The 16,542-nt window shown below is 43.0% G+C and carries 9 protein-coding genes and 1 pseudogene; 4 read left to right on the top strand and 6 right to left on the bottom strand.

All coding sequences use genetic code 11. The annotated features are described in order from the left end of the window. Positions 1-4 precede the first annotated feature (4 nt). From AAHJ11_RS02765 to AAHJ11_RS02745, 5 genes are all read right to left on the bottom strand, one after another. A complete protein-coding gene (locus AAHJ11_RS02765) occupies positions 5-2,914 on the bottom strand; it encodes a xanthan lyase (protein WP_413579031.1) in 2,910 nt (969 codons plus the stop codon). A gap of 226 nt (positions 2,915-3,140) precedes the next feature. Beyond that, entirely contained in the window at positions 3,141-5,132 is a 1,992-nt protein-coding gene (locus AAHJ11_RS02760) for a glucosamine-6-phosphate deaminase (RefSeq protein WP_074556431.1), read from the bottom strand. Between the two features lie 148 nt (positions 5,133-5,280). Continuing rightward, complete coding sequence (locus AAHJ11_RS02755; protein WP_148366182.1) at positions 5,281-6,057, bottom strand: amidohydrolase; 777 nt, start codon at positions 6,055-6,057, stop codon at positions 5,281-5,283. Positions 6,058-6,163: 106 nt separating this feature from the next. Then, the gene (locus AAHJ11_RS02750) at positions 6,164-6,718 is read right to left on the bottom strand and encodes a 1-acyl-sn-glycerol-3-phosphate acyltransferase (RefSeq protein WP_074556433.1); all 555 of its coding nucleotides are present in this window, start codon (positions 6,716-6,718) and stop codon (positions 6,164-6,166) included. A gap of 8 nt (positions 6,719-6,726) precedes the next feature. Then, positions 6,727-6,996 (bottom strand): hypothetical protein, encoded by a 270-nt coding sequence (locus AAHJ11_RS02745; RefSeq protein ID WP_074556508.1) that lies wholly within the window; start codon positions 6,994-6,996, stop codon positions 6,727-6,729. A gap of 710 nt (positions 6,997-7,706) precedes the next feature. Between AAHJ11_RS02745 and AAHJ11_RS02740 the strand changes: the two are divergent. Continuing rightward, positions 7,707-7,919 (top strand): annotated as a pseudogene (locus AAHJ11_RS02740) (carboxypeptidase regulatory-like domain-containing protein); the annotation flags it as partial. A 244-nt stretch (positions 7,920-8,163) separates the two neighbouring features. On the opposite strand, the gene AAHJ11_RS02735 reads toward AAHJ11_RS02740, so the two are convergent. Beyond that, positions 8,164-10,380 carry a patatin-like phospholipase family protein gene (locus AAHJ11_RS02735; RefSeq protein WP_148366183.1) on the bottom strand — a complete coding sequence of 739 codons (2,217 nt, stop codon included), beginning with the start codon at positions 10,378-10,380 and terminating at the stop codon, positions 8,164-8,166. 272 nt (positions 10,381-10,652) lie between these two features. Here AAHJ11_RS02735 and AAHJ11_RS02730 point away from each other — a divergent pair, with 272 nt between their 5' ends. The 3 genes from AAHJ11_RS02730 to AAHJ11_RS02720 are packed head-to-tail and all read left to right on the top strand — an operon-like array spanning position 10,653 to position 16,396. Continuing rightward, positions 10,653-11,909, top strand: coding sequence for an efflux RND transporter periplasmic adaptor subunit (locus tag AAHJ11_RS02730; RefSeq protein WP_321020478.1), 1,257 nt, complete (start codon positions 10,653-10,655; stop codon positions 11,907-11,909). Positions 11,910-11,912: 3 nt separating this feature from the next. Then, entirely contained in the window at positions 11,913-15,017 is a 3,105-nt protein-coding gene (locus AAHJ11_RS02725; RefSeq protein WP_413579030.1) for an efflux RND transporter permease subunit, read from the top strand. Continuing rightward, positions 15,017-16,396 carry an efflux transporter outer membrane subunit gene (locus AAHJ11_RS02720; RefSeq protein ID WP_074556441.1) on the top strand — a complete coding sequence of 460 codons (1,380 nt, stop codon included), beginning with the start codon at positions 15,017-15,019 and terminating at the stop codon, positions 16,394-16,396. Before AAHJ11_RS02725 ends, AAHJ11_RS02720 begins: the two co-directional genes overlap by 1 nt. Positions 16,397-16,542 lie beyond the last annotated feature (146 nt).

Here is a 16,542-nt window from a genome sequence, read left to right as displayed (position 1 = left end):
TTTTTTATTTTTGAGTAAAGAATCCCAGGATGCCTGCCATAATGGTTGCCCGGTCCGCTTCGGACTGGATGCTTTCAAAAGGAAAGCCCAATACAAAAGTACGGTAGTTTCCTTTGTAGGCAATACCTGCACTCAGATTGCCGGGTGCATACGTAAATACGGGGAAGGCAGTATCTACGGGAACAATACAATCCGCAGCAGGCACAGCATAGCTGCTTTCATTAGGCAGACGTGGGATTGTAATAGTACGGCCCAATCCTTTAATCTGATTCGAACTCTTATCCGTCAGGCTACCTTGATAACCATACTTCAGTATCTTCTCCGTAAATTCCCGGTTTCCTTGTGTTCCACTCATATCACTTCCTACATAAGCACCGCTGACAAACAGGTTACCTCCCGCTTGGCAATAGCTGGTCATAATCCGTTGCATAGCCGAAGAGAATGTCTTGTAATATGCTTTACTTGCAGGATCTTCTTTTTCCAGTCCCAAAATATAATCTACCACCGGATAATCTTCTAACGTAACTAATCCGTTCTCTACCGCTTCGTCGCTGCATGATACGAAGCTATATTTTCCGGCTGCCTGAATCGCTTTTCCGTGAATAAAAGGATAGTCGAACGTGTTTCCTGCAATTTTCATTCCTTCTAATTCGCTTCCACTATGCCCCAGACTTCCTTTTCCTTCTTTACCGGCTTGTGTACGGTCGAAACTGGTTTGTGCTCCGCAAAATGAAATATTCGATATATACGGAACGCCGGGATCTTGCATTAGATCGAATCCAGCTTTTTCAGAAGTGTTAACGACCGCCGGACCGCTGATTCTGTCAAAGCCATTGATGATGATTACTTTTCCCTGTTCACGTTTGGCTTTATAAGCGGAGAGGATTTCAGAAGGAAAACTTTCCCCGCCCCGGTTTACAGCAGTTACCTTGAATGAATAAACAAGTCCCGGTTCTATCTTAACGGTATGGGACGTTTTGCTGACTAAAGTGCCATTGTCAAAACCTCCATAACCGATGCGGGTATATACAATGTATTCCCGTGGTCGTGCAGTCGGTTCTTGCGGATCGTCTTCGCCTTTCCATGAAAGTTCTAATGTATTCTTTTTCTTTCCGAATTGAATGGCGAAATTGCTCACAGGCAGAGGCTGAACGATGTATTCTTTATCATGCTGGCTGGTAATGAATTGCAAAATTCCTTTGTAGATGGCACGTCCCACTGTAAATTTAAAGTTCGGATCATGTCCTAACTGCATATCTGCGAAGTTCTGGTGGGAGAGTAGTTCAATAATTGTAGAAGGCGTAGCTGGAAGACGTGTTTCACTATAATTCCGGTTCCACATGCTGCGGCGTGTCCACGGCAAGCTGTAGCTTGAATAAATATCTTTCTGAATCTGTGTCAGCAGAATGTCTGCCAGATCACGTGAGGCATACCGGTCTGTTCCTGCATTCAGTTTGCCATTATTGAAATCGGTGGTGTAAATGCCGAGTGATCCGATCAGTTCGTCTGTTTTGCTGCATCCGGCGTCACTGTGCAATGCCATCGTCATTTCCAAAGGTACGCCCAGACCCGACTGTTGTGGGTTATAGACGGAACTGCCCGATAAATAATTGATAACGTTAGAGCGTGTGTTGATATCGTCTATATAGTCGTTTTCACCTTTTCGTCCGGCATATACTTCGTATGGCATTCCCGCCCATTGAGCAGAGTAGCGTGCTCCTTCCAAGTAACGCGGTAGCCCACTGATTCTTCCTCCACGGGCAATGTTACCCATTCCTCCTCCAAAACGTACTGCATCGGCACATACAACTCCATGTTCGCTGCTCTCGTTGCTAAGAACCACCATGCCGTAGTCGTTGTTCCCTTTGTCGAATTCAAAAGTGCCGAGATAAACCCATGTGCCTCCACCTATCTTTTGGTTTACTTTAAATTCGGTAACTCCACCGTTATGGAATACCAGATATTTGGCGTCGCTTACACTGTTGGGCAATGTCTGGTAGGAAACATAAACTGCATACTTGCCTGTTACCGGTAGAGTAGGCACCCATTCGGCAAATACCTGGTCTTTATTCTTCTTTTTCTTTTTCTCTGTTGGAATAAAACGACAGGTCCCGTCAGTGAAAGGATTTTCTTCCTCTTTATAGATTGTTTTCTTTTGAGCAAATCCTCTTACCGGAGCATTTGTCCAATTAGTCTTTTTACCACCCACTTCCAAATAAAGAGAAGCGCTGGGAGTATCATTATCTACGATGATTTCATTCTTTTGTGTATCCCGTTCGCGGGGAGTGTAAACAATCGCTCCTGCATTTTCCAGCATTGGAATCACATAAGGAAGGACAAAAGATTGAGTGAACATATCTTCTGTGGTGCAGAACAATCGGGGGCGTTGCCATCCCCATTCGTTTTTGTCATTTTTGAAATAGTTGCCGTGGCTTTGCCAGATTGCAATGTGGCGGTCTTGTAGTCCGCGTGAGATTTCATTGGGACGTGAAGTGTTTTTCACCCAAGGAGCTCCTTTATAATCTACATTTAAGGATAACCGTCCTTTATCCTTTTTCTTGTTCCGGTAGAAATTAGGTACCAAATCCTCAATAGGTTTCCCATCCGCATAAATGGTGAGCTGGTAATAATGAACGGGACCCGGAAGCAACTCTTTTACTTGATTATAAATATTTTCTACAGTTTCCGGTCGGAAAGGCTGATAGGCGAAGCTCTCCGATGCATAGATTGCAATCGTCTTACGGTCGTAATTAATATCGAAGCTATTCAGTTTAGGAGTGCTGATTTTGGCTGTTGCGGTATATTGGTTGAAGTAATCCGTCAGCCGCTCTTTTACATTTCTTTCAATGTCTTGAGCGAAAAGGTAGTTTGCGCCTATAATGAGGCATAGAAGAAACACTATTATCTTTTTCATCATTCAATGCTTTTATTTTCATTTTCACCACAGAGGAAAGGAGGACACAGAGGTTAAATCTATGAAGCGATATAGCGATATAAAATGGTTGTTCATAATAACTCTGTGTCCTCCTTTCCTCTGTGGTGAATTCTCCCGCAAAAATAAACAAAAAAGAGCGAGAAGTATCGAAACTTCCCACTCTTCTTTCATTGTTTTATATTCTCTTAATTAAGAATGATTACTCTTATAATGGAACATATTCTACAAATGCTTCCATTGCTTCGTAAGAAGCCAGTCCCAACTGATCGTACAAAGTAGCTGTACCACGGTTACGATCTTCGCTACGTTGCCAGAACAAACGTTCGTCGTTACCCAGGAACGGAGCACTTTCCATTTGCGACTGATGTTTCAGGATAGAGTTACGTTTTGCACGAAGTTCTTCCGGACTGATAGGCACTGCCATTTCAATATTCTCGATTTCCCATTCAGCCCACGCACCACGGTACATCCAGATACGACAGTCTTTCAGCCATTTGGCACCTTCTTCTTTTTCAAGATCGACAGCAGCAAATACAGCGTCTGTACATACACGGTGAGTTCCATGTGGGTCGGCTAGGTCACCTGCAACGAAAATTTGGTGAGGTTTTATTTCACGGAGCAAGTTGCGTACAATTTCTACGTCTGCTTCACTGATCGGGTTTTTCTGAATCTTACCTGTTTCATAGAATGGCAGATCAAGGAAATGGCAACGTTCCAACGGTATATTATTATAAGTACAAGCCGTACGGGCTTCACCACGACGAATCAGACCTTTGATAGTCAGAATATCACGGCTGTCCATATCACCGTCTTTCTTCTCTTTCAAGAAATTGCGTATTTCTGTATATTTTTCATTGATAACCAAGTCTTCACTGTTATTGAAGAGTTGGTTGAATCCATTGATGAAATGCATGAAACGAACTACTTCCTCGTCACCTACAGCGATATTACCGGAAGTTTCGTAAGCTACGTGTACTTCGTGTTTCTGCTCTACCAAACGGCGAAGTGTACCACCCATGGAAATAACATCATCATCCGGATGCGGAGAGAAGATGATTACACGTTTCGGATATGGTTTTGCGCGTTCCGGACGATAGGTATCATCAGCATTAGGCTTGCCACCCGGCCATCCGGTAATGGTGTGCTGCAAATCATTGAAAATTTTGATATTTACATTGTATGCAGAACCATAAAGTGCCAGAAGCTCACTTAACCCGTTTTCGTTATAATCTTTATTGGTCAATTTCAGAATCGGTTTGCCGGTCAGCTGACACAGCCAAACAATAGCGCTACGGATTAACTTATCGTTCCATTCGCAGGAAGTGACTAACCAAGGACGTTGGATACGTGTTAAGTTCATGGCTGCCGAAAGATCGAGAGCTACATGCGCATTGTTGTGAGTTTGCAGGTAAGAAGCAGGAATTGTGTCAGTGATCGCACCTTCCACACATTCTTTAATCATAGCTGCTTTATTCTCACCCCAGGCAAGCAGATACACTTTCTTTGCACCAAGAATAGTGGCTACTCCCATTGTAATAGAACTGATCGGAGTATTATCCAACGTTCCGAAAATCTTGGATGCCTCATTGCGTGATGCGTTATCCAACAAAATCAGACGAGTGGTAGAGTTCAGTCGGGAACCCGGTTCGTTGAACGCAATGTTACCTACACGACCGATACCTAACAAAGCAATATCAATACCTCCGAAGCTTTCAATGCGTTGTTCATACAGGCGGCAATATTCAAAGATAGTATCTTTGGCAATGCTTCCATCGGGAGTGAATATATTCTGCTTGTCAATGTCGATGTGGTCCAGCAACATACTCTTCAAAGCGTTGAAGTTGCTGTTGATTGCATCGGGAGACAACGGATAATACTCATACATATTAAATACGATCACATTGCGGAAGCTAAGTCCCTCTTCCTTATGCATACGGATAAGTTCGGTATATACGTGGCTGGGTGAGTCACCTCCGGGAAGTGCCAATACACAGAAACGTCCTGCCTTTTGTTTTTCGCGTATGGTTTGTGCTATTTCGCGCGCAATATAGTTAGCACCTTCTTCTACGGATTCGTAGATGTCCGTAGGGATTTTCTCGAGTCTTGTCAAGACTGATTTTTCAAATGCATTCTCCGGTCTGTAGTATCTGGGGGAGACCCGGTGGAGACTGATTTGAGAACTAAGATTTGTTTTCATAAAGTTGTTAATTAAGTTATGTAAGATTAGCGTCCTTACGACTGTATTTTCACGACAAAGATACAAAAGAAGTCTATATAATTAACTACCGAGTTATAGGTATTGTTGCTGCAATAATCTGTTTTTAACATTTGTTGTTTTGCCAATGTTACAGATGGAATTCGTCTGCATCTTTCCATACCGGGAACTTCTCTCTGAATTGGTTAAGAGTATTCAGATTAAGGCTCACAGTAGCTATTCCTTCCTTTTCATCTGGAAATGAGCCTATTTCTTCTCCGAAAGCAGAATAAACTCTGCTTCCTCCATTATATGTAAGCTGATATCCGTCTATGCCTACCCTGTTGACACCGCATACATAGCATTGATTTTCCAAGGCACGTGCCCGGAGTAGAGTGTCCCAAACCAGACGGCGGGGGATAGGCCAGTTGGCTACATATATTAAAAGGTCGTACTCGTTGTTTACGTTTCGGCTCCATACAGGAAAACGGAGATCATAGCAAACCAGCAGGCAGATATTCCATCCACGGTAAGGGATGATAAGTCGTTTATCACCAGCCGAAAAATGTTCAGCCTCCCTTCCCATACGAAACAGGTGACGTTTGTCATAATAGAATTCTTCTCCTTCCGGTGTCAGGAAGAAGGCCCGATTATAGAACTGGTCGTTTTCAGTTGCTATATAACTTCCACAAATGGCTAGCTGAAATTGGGCAGCCCATTGCTTGAGTGTTGTAATGGTCGCTCCGGAGTTCGGCTCTGCCAGCATTTTACTCTGCATGCTGAATCCGGTGGAAAACATCTCCGGTAAAACAACCATCTCCGTTATTCCACGAAGACTTTGCAGCTTTTCGTGGAGCGAACGGAGATTTTCTTGTTTATTTTCCCAAGCAATATCGGTTTGTATGATGGAAATACGGATAGACTCCATACTAACTAAGTGTTAAATAAGTATTAAGTGTCAAGTATTAAGTATTAAACCGTGCGGATAGGTATGTCAGAAGCTACGATTAATACTTATTACTTAATACTTAAAATCATATTTCTCCAAGAGCAAAATTCTCCGGATGTTTTCCTTTGAAATCTTTGAAATAAAGTTTGATTTCTTTCATGTCCTTATTAATATCTCCTGATGGCATGATGGCTTTCGTTGCAGAGATTGTTTTCTTGCTGTAATCAATGCCAATCAGAACGATAGGAACCTGGGCTTTCAAGGCTATAAAATAAAATCCTTTTTTCCAGTTTGGATTCGCTTTGCGGGTTCCTTCGGGAGTGATAGCCAAATTAAACTTTTTATATTTAGCAAAATTATGAACCATCTGATCTACTAGCGAAGTTTTTCGGCTGCGGTCAACGGGAATTCCGCCAACAGCTTTGAAAAAAACTCCGAGTGGAAAGAAAAACCATTCTTTTTTCATCATGAAACTTGTCTTACGGCCTATAGCACCATAAAATAGTTTTCCAATAAATAAATCAAGATTTGTTGTGTGTGGAGCGGCACATATCACGCATTTATCATAATTAGGCACCGTAACGTTTGTCTTCCACCCTAACAGGCGGTAATAGATAAAGCTATAAATTGCTTTTTTCATTTCTGCTTTTAGTTCAATTTTCCGATAGCTTCAATAATCTCGTTAATCTTTGCATTAAAATCAGCACGGAATTTCTTATAAAAACCTTTCACGTTGCCCGGTTCTGTGTGGCTGATGCGAGTAACAAATTCATCCTGCATCTTCAGTACCTCTGCCATCAGTTCATCAGCTTTCGCTTTGTCTGTGCCGGGGATAAGCATGCTGTTAATTAAACACTCGGTGAATAATTCTCCTGCGATATAGTTTACGTTCTTTTTGAGTTCTCTTCTACTTGCCATAATCTTTATATTTAATGGTGAATAATAAAAATATTTGCGGTAAAGATAGGCACTTTCTTTGATTCTAGCGAATAATATAGGGAAAAACATTATTCAGGCCTTCATCTTCTTAACTCTATCCCTTTATTTAAATAATTTCACAGGCTATTATTGATGGAATAACAGGTTTGATTGTGATCCTGAATAGTATTTTGGTTATGTATGAGCCAAATATTATTTTTTAGTGAAGCGGTAACCCGAAAAATAATATAGAATTTACCTAACGGACAAACGTACGTTATCTACCGTGTGAATGTCCGTTACCCACCGGACGAGCATCAACAACCTGCCAGACGAAAGCCGGTCATCTGCCGGACGAATAACTCATGAGGGACGCGGGTACAGAAACGGCACCGACGAAGTGATCCGAACCGACAGCGGTAGCAGCTAAAGCCATTTTCTCTGCCCTATATTATTGCTATTATTTATAACAGAAATAATACTTTTCTCTTCTCTTCTCTACTCTACTGGTTTTCGTTGGCTTTTCCCCCTTTACTGGTGGGCGTTTCAGCGCTTTGTACAGCCCTCTTTGGATACCTTCGTTTTTGCCCTATGATTTATATATCCTGTTAAAAAAAGAATTTGCCCCTTCGCTAAAGGCCAAAACTCTTCTATTACTGTAATTGTCGATGTTTTTCTCTGCTTTCATTTCGGTTGTTCTCGATTGTGTGTTATATAATACGGTAAATGTAAATGGCTATACTACGATGGATTATGCTTGTTATGCCAAGACTCGTACAACTACATTGACTACAACAGTCATCTATAACGGGCAGACAAAAACGATATCTATCTCTGCAAAACGTTATACAGGTGCTGACCAGCAATATAAGACGGTAACTTATAACCCGACACATAGTGGTGGTAAAGGTGGTAGCATGTAAATTGATCCATGTACCAAAATATAATTTGATACATATTTCCCATACATATCAACTGTCTGTGAAGATTGTTGATATGATTTTAAAGCGATTCATTGAATCGCTATGTAATATTTTTTAATAAAACCCTTTTGAATATGCTTCTTTTTTTCAATAAACCCTTTTTAGCATATTCATATAGAGTATAGAGGGAGGAGGTCACTGTGAAGCGGTCTCCTCTTTTGCTTTTTGGAAATACTGTAATCCATTAGAAATAATATCCTAAATTCACAAAGCAACTTCCTTTATCTGTCTGATTAGAATATCCTAATGATATTTCCAATGGTCCGAAGATGCTATCCATACCATAACCTGCGCTAACACCGAACAATTGCTTCCCTTTCAATATATCGAAGAAATTACTATCCGTTAGCCCGTAGTTACCTGTCAATGTGAGATAATGAATGGCTCCCATCCGTTGTCTGAATTTAATAGAGGCGATCATAATGGTGTTATCCATTAATTCCAGATTGGTAACCCCGGCAAAAGGTAATTGCTGTGGAATATAGAAACCGGGGACATCACCGCCAATAGCATTTTGTAATGGATAAGGAAAATCCCTTCCGATCAGGATACGTCCATAAATGGAAGGAATGACAGAGAAGCGGCGGGTCACTGGAATGACACTTGCCCACGAAGCATTCAGTGCTGAAAATGGAGCATGTTCGTTGTATTGTGCCATATTATCCGTATAGAGCGAATAGGCAGCTCTGAAGTCACTTCCTTTAGAAGGGAAACGTCCTTTATCATAGGTATTATATTGTACTTGGGCAAAATAACTTAGAAAATGTTCCGATTCTACTTTCAGGTCGGAGATTTCAGGTTTCTTAAACAGGAAATCCTTGTATTTGTAATATTCAAAACGAAGACCGAGTCCGAAACGGAAATTCTTGTACCATACATCAGAGAAACCGAATTCGGCCAGATGATATTTGTAAGTTGTATTATAGGCACGGTCACCTTCTTCGTAAATATTGATATCGTTGTATTGGAACATATACGAGAAGTTGAAATTACGTTGTTGCATGGGTTCCAACGTGTAGTCTATGCGGGCGGCATATCGTTTACCCAACCGACCGGTAAGAGCCAACCGGGAAGGAATATGAGTTTTGAGGTCTGCCGTTGCATTGACCAACAACGATGCGATCTCTTCCGAGTCGAAACGGATGCCCAAATTGATTCTTCTTTCATATTTTTCTTGCAACAGGAAGTTGAGATGATAGCCTTCAGGTGTCTCTTTCAATGTATAACTGGCACTTGAGTAGGATTGGCTACCGCGTAACTGATACAAGGCCTGTTCTATTTGTAGAGTGGAGATATTACTGTTTTCTTTCAAATTGCATTTCTTCATCAGCCATTTTTTGTCATCCACTTCTACACCCGAAAATGAAATGTCGGTCACATAAACAGTACGCGCATTGGATAGGGAAGAATAAGGGCCGTGTTGTTTGGGAGTATAATCCTCGGCTATTCCTATTTTCTTTTTTAAGGCAAGCAACGAATCCCATTGGTCTCTTGCCGCTTCTTCACCTCTTCGCATCAAGCTATCAATAGCAGTCGGAGTAAAACTGGCGGATGAATATCCCTCTACATTGACACGGATATAAGTATCTGTGAGGTCTACATTCTTTTCATGATTAGACTGACAGGTAATGTCTACAATCTGTCCCAGAATGTCGGGGACGCTATTGAGCTTGTCGGCCTTTTTGAGAGCGTTTTGCACGTCTACTCCGATAATAATATCAGCCCCCATTGCTTTCACTACATCCGCCGGATAGTTGTTTACAATACCACCGTCCACTAACACCATGCTGTCTTGCCGTACCGGAGTAAATACACCGGGGATGGCCATACTGGCGCGCATGGCAGTAGAAAGTATTCCGTCATGGAATACGATTTGCTCTCCGTTGACAACATTGGCAGCCACACAGGCAAAAGGAATGGGAAGTTTATTAAAATTGATAGAATCATGATATCCCACGGTAAGGTCTGAAAACAGATTGGCCAGATTCTCTCCTTTCATGATTCCTCCGGTAGCGGCATCTTTGGGAGTTTTGGTGAAAGGGATAGAGACTGTATATTTTTCAGATCGCTCACGATCTGTTAATGACATGGCGCTTCTTTTGATACGGTCACTCAACAGGAACGTCCAATCTTGCTTCCGTACCATACTGTCCAATTGTTCCGGAGTATAGCCGATGGCATAAAGACCACCTACGATAGCTCCCATACTGGTACCGGCTATATAGTCGATAGGAATGCCGGCTTCTTCGATCACTTGCAGTGCTTTGATGTGTGCCATTCCTTTGGCACCCCCGCCGCTCAGTACGACACCTACCTTTTTTCTTTGCTCCTGAGAATGCAAAGAAAAAGGCAATAATAAGCCAATTGATAAAACTAATGTTGAAAAGATTTGTTTTTTCATTAGGACATGGTCTAGTGTTGATGTTTAATATAATACAAATGTAGAGCATAATTTGTTTAGTTGTTGAAATGGGAATTAAAAAAAATGTTCCAAAAGTCGGAAATGTGGATAATTTCTACACAATACAGCGGATTTCCACACTTTTGCAAAAAGAAGAAGAATTTGTAATGCTTTGATTGTAAGTTAATAATGTCTGCGACGCATTTTTGGTATGTGAATTGCATATAGGAGTAAAGAACAAACATAAGTTAAATTAAATAATAAGATTCGATATGAGATTATTCTTTTCGAAACATGAGTTGAAACTGAGGAGAAAGAGAACCATTGCTGCTATAATCTGTGCGGTAGTTGTGTTGGGTGTATATTGGATACTGACCCGACCTCAGAAGGCTGCACCGGAAATGCCGACAGTCATTGTGGAACCGGTAGTGAAAGATGATGTAGAGATATACGGGGAATATGTAGGGCGTATTCGCGCCCAGCAGTTCGTCGAAGTCCGTGCCCGGGTGGAAGGCTATCTGGAAAATATGCTTTTTGCCGAGGGGACATATGTCAATAAGAATCAGGTTTTGTTTGTCATTAATCAGGACCAGTATCGTGCCAAAGCTGATAAGGCCAGGGCGCAGTTGAAAAAAGACGAAGCGCAGGCTTTGAAGGCGGAGCGTGATTTAAAACGTATCCGTCCGTTGTTTGAGCAGAATGCTGCAAGCCAGTTGGATTTGGATAATGCGGAAGCTGCTTATGAAAGTGCCGAGGCAACGGTAGCCATGAGTGAGGCGGATCTGGCACAGGCTGAACTGGAGTTGGGCTATACCATTGTCCGTTCGCCTTTGTCGGGGCACATTAGTGAAAGAAATGTGGATTTGGGTACGTTAGTAGGACCCGGGGGAAAATCGTTGCTTGCTACTATTGTGAAGAGTGATACGGTGTTGGTTGATTTTAGTATGACAGCACTCGATTATCTGAAGAGTAAAGAAAGAAATATTAATTTGGGACAACAGGACTCTACCCGTTCCTGGCAGCCCAATATTACCATTACATTGGCGGATAACACGGTTTATCCATTCAAAGGATACGTGGATTTTGCCGAACCGCAGGTGGACCCTCAAACCGGTACTTTCTCCGTACGTGCAGAAATGCCTAATCCGAAACAGGTATTATTGCCGGGGCAGTTTACAAAGGTGAAATTGTTGCTGGATGTTCGTGAAGGAGCACTCGTTGTTCCGATGAAAGCCGTTACCATCGAAAAGGGAGGAGCTTATATTTATACCATGCGTAAAGATAATGCGGTAGAAAAGCGTTTTATCGAATTAGGACCGGAAGTCGGGAATAATGTGGTGGTAGAAAGAGGATTGGCAGAAGGAGAAATGGTTGTTGTGGAAGGATTCCATAAGTTGACTCCAGGTATGAAAGTACGGGTGAGCCAATCGGATGCAGAGGCCCAGGATAGTATAACTGCGACAAAAAATGAAGTGGCCGGGGCGAAAGAAAATGTTACCGGAATGAAGGATAACGCGAAAGGAGAATAAACGATGAAAGTTACTTTTTTTATAGATAGGCCGGTCTTTTCGGCTGTAATCTCCATCGTGATTGTGATTGTCGGCATTATCGGTCTGACGATGCTTCCGGTGGATCAATACCCACAGATTACCCCTCCGGTGGTGAAGATCAGTGCTTCCTATCCGGGTGCGAGTGCACTTACTGTATCACAGGCAGTAGCTACTCCGATTGAGCAGGAAATCAATGGTACTCCGGGGATGCTTTATATGGAATCAAATAGTTCTAACTCCGGAGGTTTTTCGGCAACAGTTACTTTTGATGTATCTGCTGATCCGGATTTGGCAGCTGTTGAGATTCAGAACCGTGTGAAACTGGCAGAATCCCGTTTGCCGGCGGAAGTGATTCAGAATGGTATTTCGGTAGAGAAACAGGCTCCCAGTCAGTTGATGACGCTTTGTCTGACTTCTACTGACCCAAAGTTCGATGAGATTTACTTGAGTAACTTTGCTACTATCAATGTGCTCGATGTGATTCGCCGTATTCCCGGAGTGGGACGTGTATCCAATATCGGTAGCCGTTATTATGCCATGCAGATATGGGCGCAGCCGGATAAGTTGGCAAACTTCGGACTGACCGTACAGGATTTGCAGAATGCATTGAAAGATCAGAATCGTGAATCGGCAGCGGGGGTGCTGGGACAACAGCCTGTACAGGGATTAGATGTCACGATTCCTATCACGACACAGGGACGTCTTTCCAGTGTAGGACAATTTGAAGATATCGTAGTGCGTGCTAATGCAAATGGTTCTATCATTCGATTGAAAGATGTGGCACGTGTATCGCTGGAAGCTTCTTCCTACAATACAGAGAGTGGTATCAACGGTGAGAATGCTGCCGTGCTTGGTATTTATATGTTACCGGGTGCCAATGCGATGGAAGTGGCCGAGAGAGTAAAAGAGGCGATGGATGAGATTAGCAAGAACTTCCCGGAGGGATTGAGCTATGAGATTCCGTTTGATATGACGACCTATATTTCCGAATCTATTCATGAAGTATATAAGACGTTGTTTGAAGCGTTGGTTTTGGTGGTTCTGGTGGTTTATCTATCCTTGCAGAGCTGGCGTGCAACGTTGATTCCGGTAGTGGCGGTGCCTATTTCGTTGATCGGTACTTTCGGATTCATGCTGATTTTCGGTTTCTCACTGAATATCCTGACATTGCTCGGATTGATTCTTGCCATCGGTATTGTGGTGGATGATGCGATTGTGGTGGTGGAAGGTGTAGAACATATCATGGAAACGGAGCACCTAAGCCCTTATGAAGCTACGAAAAAAGCGATGAACGGACTTTCCAGTGCTTTGATTGCCACTTCACTGGTATTGGCGGCTGTGTTCGTCCCGGTTAGCTTTTTAAGTGGGATTACAGGACAGTTGTATCGCCAGTTTACGGTGACAATTGTAGTGTCCGTACTTATTTCTACGGTAGTGGCTCTGACATTGAGTCCGGTGATGTGTTCGCTGATTCTGAAACCGGATAGCGGGAAGAAAAAGAATATCGTTTTCCGGAAGATTAATGAATGGCTGGGTATCGGTAGTAATAAGTATGTAGCTGCCGTAACTCGTACAATTAAGCATCCTCGTCGAGTTTTGAGTGCTTTTGGTATGGTGTTGATTGCTATCATGTTGATTCATCGTATTATTCCGACCAGTTTCTTACCTGTAGAAGATCAGGGATATTTCAAGATTGAATTAGAACTACCGGAAGGAGCTACTCTGGAACGTACCCGTATCGTGACAGAGCGTGCCATTGCTTATCTGGAAAAGAACCCGTACATTGAGTATATACAGAATGTAACGGGAAGTAGTCCGCGTGTCGGAAGTAACCAGGGACGTGCTGAACTGACGGTGATCCTGAAACCTTGGGAAGATCGGAAGAGTACTACTATTGAGAAAATCATGCATACGGTGGAAAAACATCTTCAGGAATATCCGGAATGTAAAGTCTATCTGTCCACCCCTCCGGTGATTCCGGGACTGGGTAGTTCGGGAGGTTTTGAGATGCAGCTGGAAGCCCGCGGAGAAGCCACTTTTGATAATTTGGTAGACGCAGCAGATACATTAATGTACTATGCATCCAAACGTAAAGAGCTGGCCGGCTTGTCATCTTCTTTGCAGTCGGAAATCCCACAACTCTATTTTGATGTGGATCGAGACAAAGTGAAGATGCTGGGTGTGCCTTTGGCTGATGTGTTTTCTACCATGAAGGCTTATACCGGTTCGGTGTATGTGAACGACTTTAATATGTTCAACCGTATATATAAGGTTTATATTCAGGCGGAAGCTCCTTACCGGGAACATAAAGACAATATTAATTTATTTTTCGTAAAAGCCTCCAATGGAGCGATGGTACCGTTGACTTCTCTGGGAAATGCATCATATACCACAGGACCGGGAAGTATCAAACGTTTCAATATGTTTACTACGGCCGTTATTCGTGGAGCAGCTGCGCAAGGATATAGTTCCGGACAGGCGATGGAGATCATGGAACAGATTGCCAAAGATCATCTCCCCGATAATATCGGTCTGGAATGGAGCGGTCTTTCCTATCAGGAGAAGCAGGCGGGAGGTCAGACAGGTATGGTGATGGCACTGGTATTCTTGTTCGTTTTCCTTTTCCTTGCCGCACAATACGAAAGTTGGACAGTGCCTATTGCCGTATTGCTTTCTTTACCTGTGGCTGCTTTGGGAGCCTATTTGGGAGTCTGGGTTTGCGGATTGGAAAACGATGTTTATTTCCAGATTGGCTTGGTTATGTTGGTCGGACTTGCCGCTAAGAATGCGATTTTGATTGTAGAGTTTGCAAAGGTGCAGGTAGATAAAGGTGAAGACTTGGTGCAGTCGGCCATATACGCAGCCAAATTGCGTTTCCGTCCGATTCTGATGACCTCTCTTGCCTTTGTGCTCGGTATGCTTCCGATGGTACTGGCAAGTGGTCCGGGTTCGGCAAGCCGGCAGGCAATCGGTACAGGTGTATTTTTCGGAATGATATTTGCCATCGTATTTGGTATCATTCTTGTGCCGTTCTTCTTTGTGATGGTGTATAAAACAAAGTCGAAAATCTTAAAACATAAGAAATAATGAAACGAAAGAAACTATATATTGCTATTCTGTTACTTGCCGGAGTACTGACTTCCTGCAAGGTAGGGAAAAGCTATGTCCGTCCTGATCTTCATTTACCCGACAGCTTGGAAAGATCACAGGATTCGGTCAGCTTCGGTGCTCAGGACTGGAGGGATATTTATACGGATGCTACATTGAGAAGTCTGATAGAGCGTGCATTGGATCATAATAAAGATATGCTGATTGCTGCTGCCCGTGTGAAAGAAATGGCTGCACAGAAACGAATTTCTACGGCGGCATTGCTTCCGGACATTAAAGGAAAAGTGACAGGGGAACGTGAACTTGAGAATCATGGAGGAGACGCTTTCAAGAGATCAGATACCTTTGAAGCACAATTTCTTGTTTCATGGGAACTCGATCTTTGGGGAAATCTACGTTGGGCACGTTCGGCCAGCATTGCCGAGTATCTGCAATCTATTGAGGCGCAACGTGCATTGCAGATGACGATTGTGGCTGAAGTGGCGCAGGCTTACTATGAACTGGTAGCTTTGGATACAGAGCTTGATATTGTCAAACAGACGTTGAAAGCCCGTGAAGAAGGGGTACGTCTGGCACGTATCCGGTTTGCCGGTGGATTGACCTCCGAGACTTCCTATCGACAGGCACAAGTGGAGTTGGCACGTACGGCCACTCTGGTTCCTGACTTGGAACGTAAAATCTCTCTGAAAGAAAACGATATTGCTTATCTTGCGGGTGAATATCCTAATAAGATAGCCCGTTCCCGTTTGCTTCAGGAATTTAATTCTCCGGAAACACTTCCCGTAGGATTACCGTCTACTTTGTTGGAACGCCGTCCCGATATTCGTCAGGCAGAGCAGAAACTGATTGCTGCCAATGCAAAAGTGGGAGTGGCCTATACGAATATGTTCCCGCGTCTTGCCTTGACAGGCGGTTTCGGTAGTGAAAGTACTTCTTTGTCGGAACTCCTGAAATCTCCCTACGCAATTATGGAAGGAGCTTTATTAACTCCTATCTTTGGTTGGGGAAAGAACCGTGCGGCATTGAAAGCGAAGAAGGCTGCTTATGAGGCTGAAGTACATAGTTATGAGAAATCCGTACTGGAAGCTTTCAAAGAAACACGTAACGCGATTGTCAACTTCAACAAGATCAAGGAAGTATACGAACTTCGTGCCAATCTGGAACGTTCGGCCAAGAGCTACATGGACCTGGCACAATTGCAGTACATCAATGGGGTCATCAACTATCTGGATGTATTGGATGCCCAACGTGGATACTTTGATGCCCAAATCGGATTGAGTAATGCCATTCGTGACGAGTTGATTGCGGTGGTTCAACTTTATAAGGCTCTTGGCGGAGGCTGGGAGCAGAATCCCTAGAATTATATTATAAATTAGCTCGCTGAAGAAAACGTAAAGGCTATCTCCCACGTCGGGAGATAGCCTTAATTTTTCTTTCTTCTTCCTTTTGTCTTAAAAACAACAGAAGAAGAATTTTCATAATTCGGAAAAAAGTGCGAAATTTG

The sequence above is a fragment of the Bacteroides sp. 90-K9/2 genome, assembly GCF_047310725.1.
In the GTDB taxonomy this organism is placed as follows: domain Bacteria; phylum Bacteroidota; class Bacteroidia; order Bacteroidales; family Bacteroidaceae; genus Bacteroides; species Bacteroides vicugnae.
Note: the sequence above shows the minus strand (reverse complement) of the source record. Positions and strands in the feature narration are given on the sequence as shown.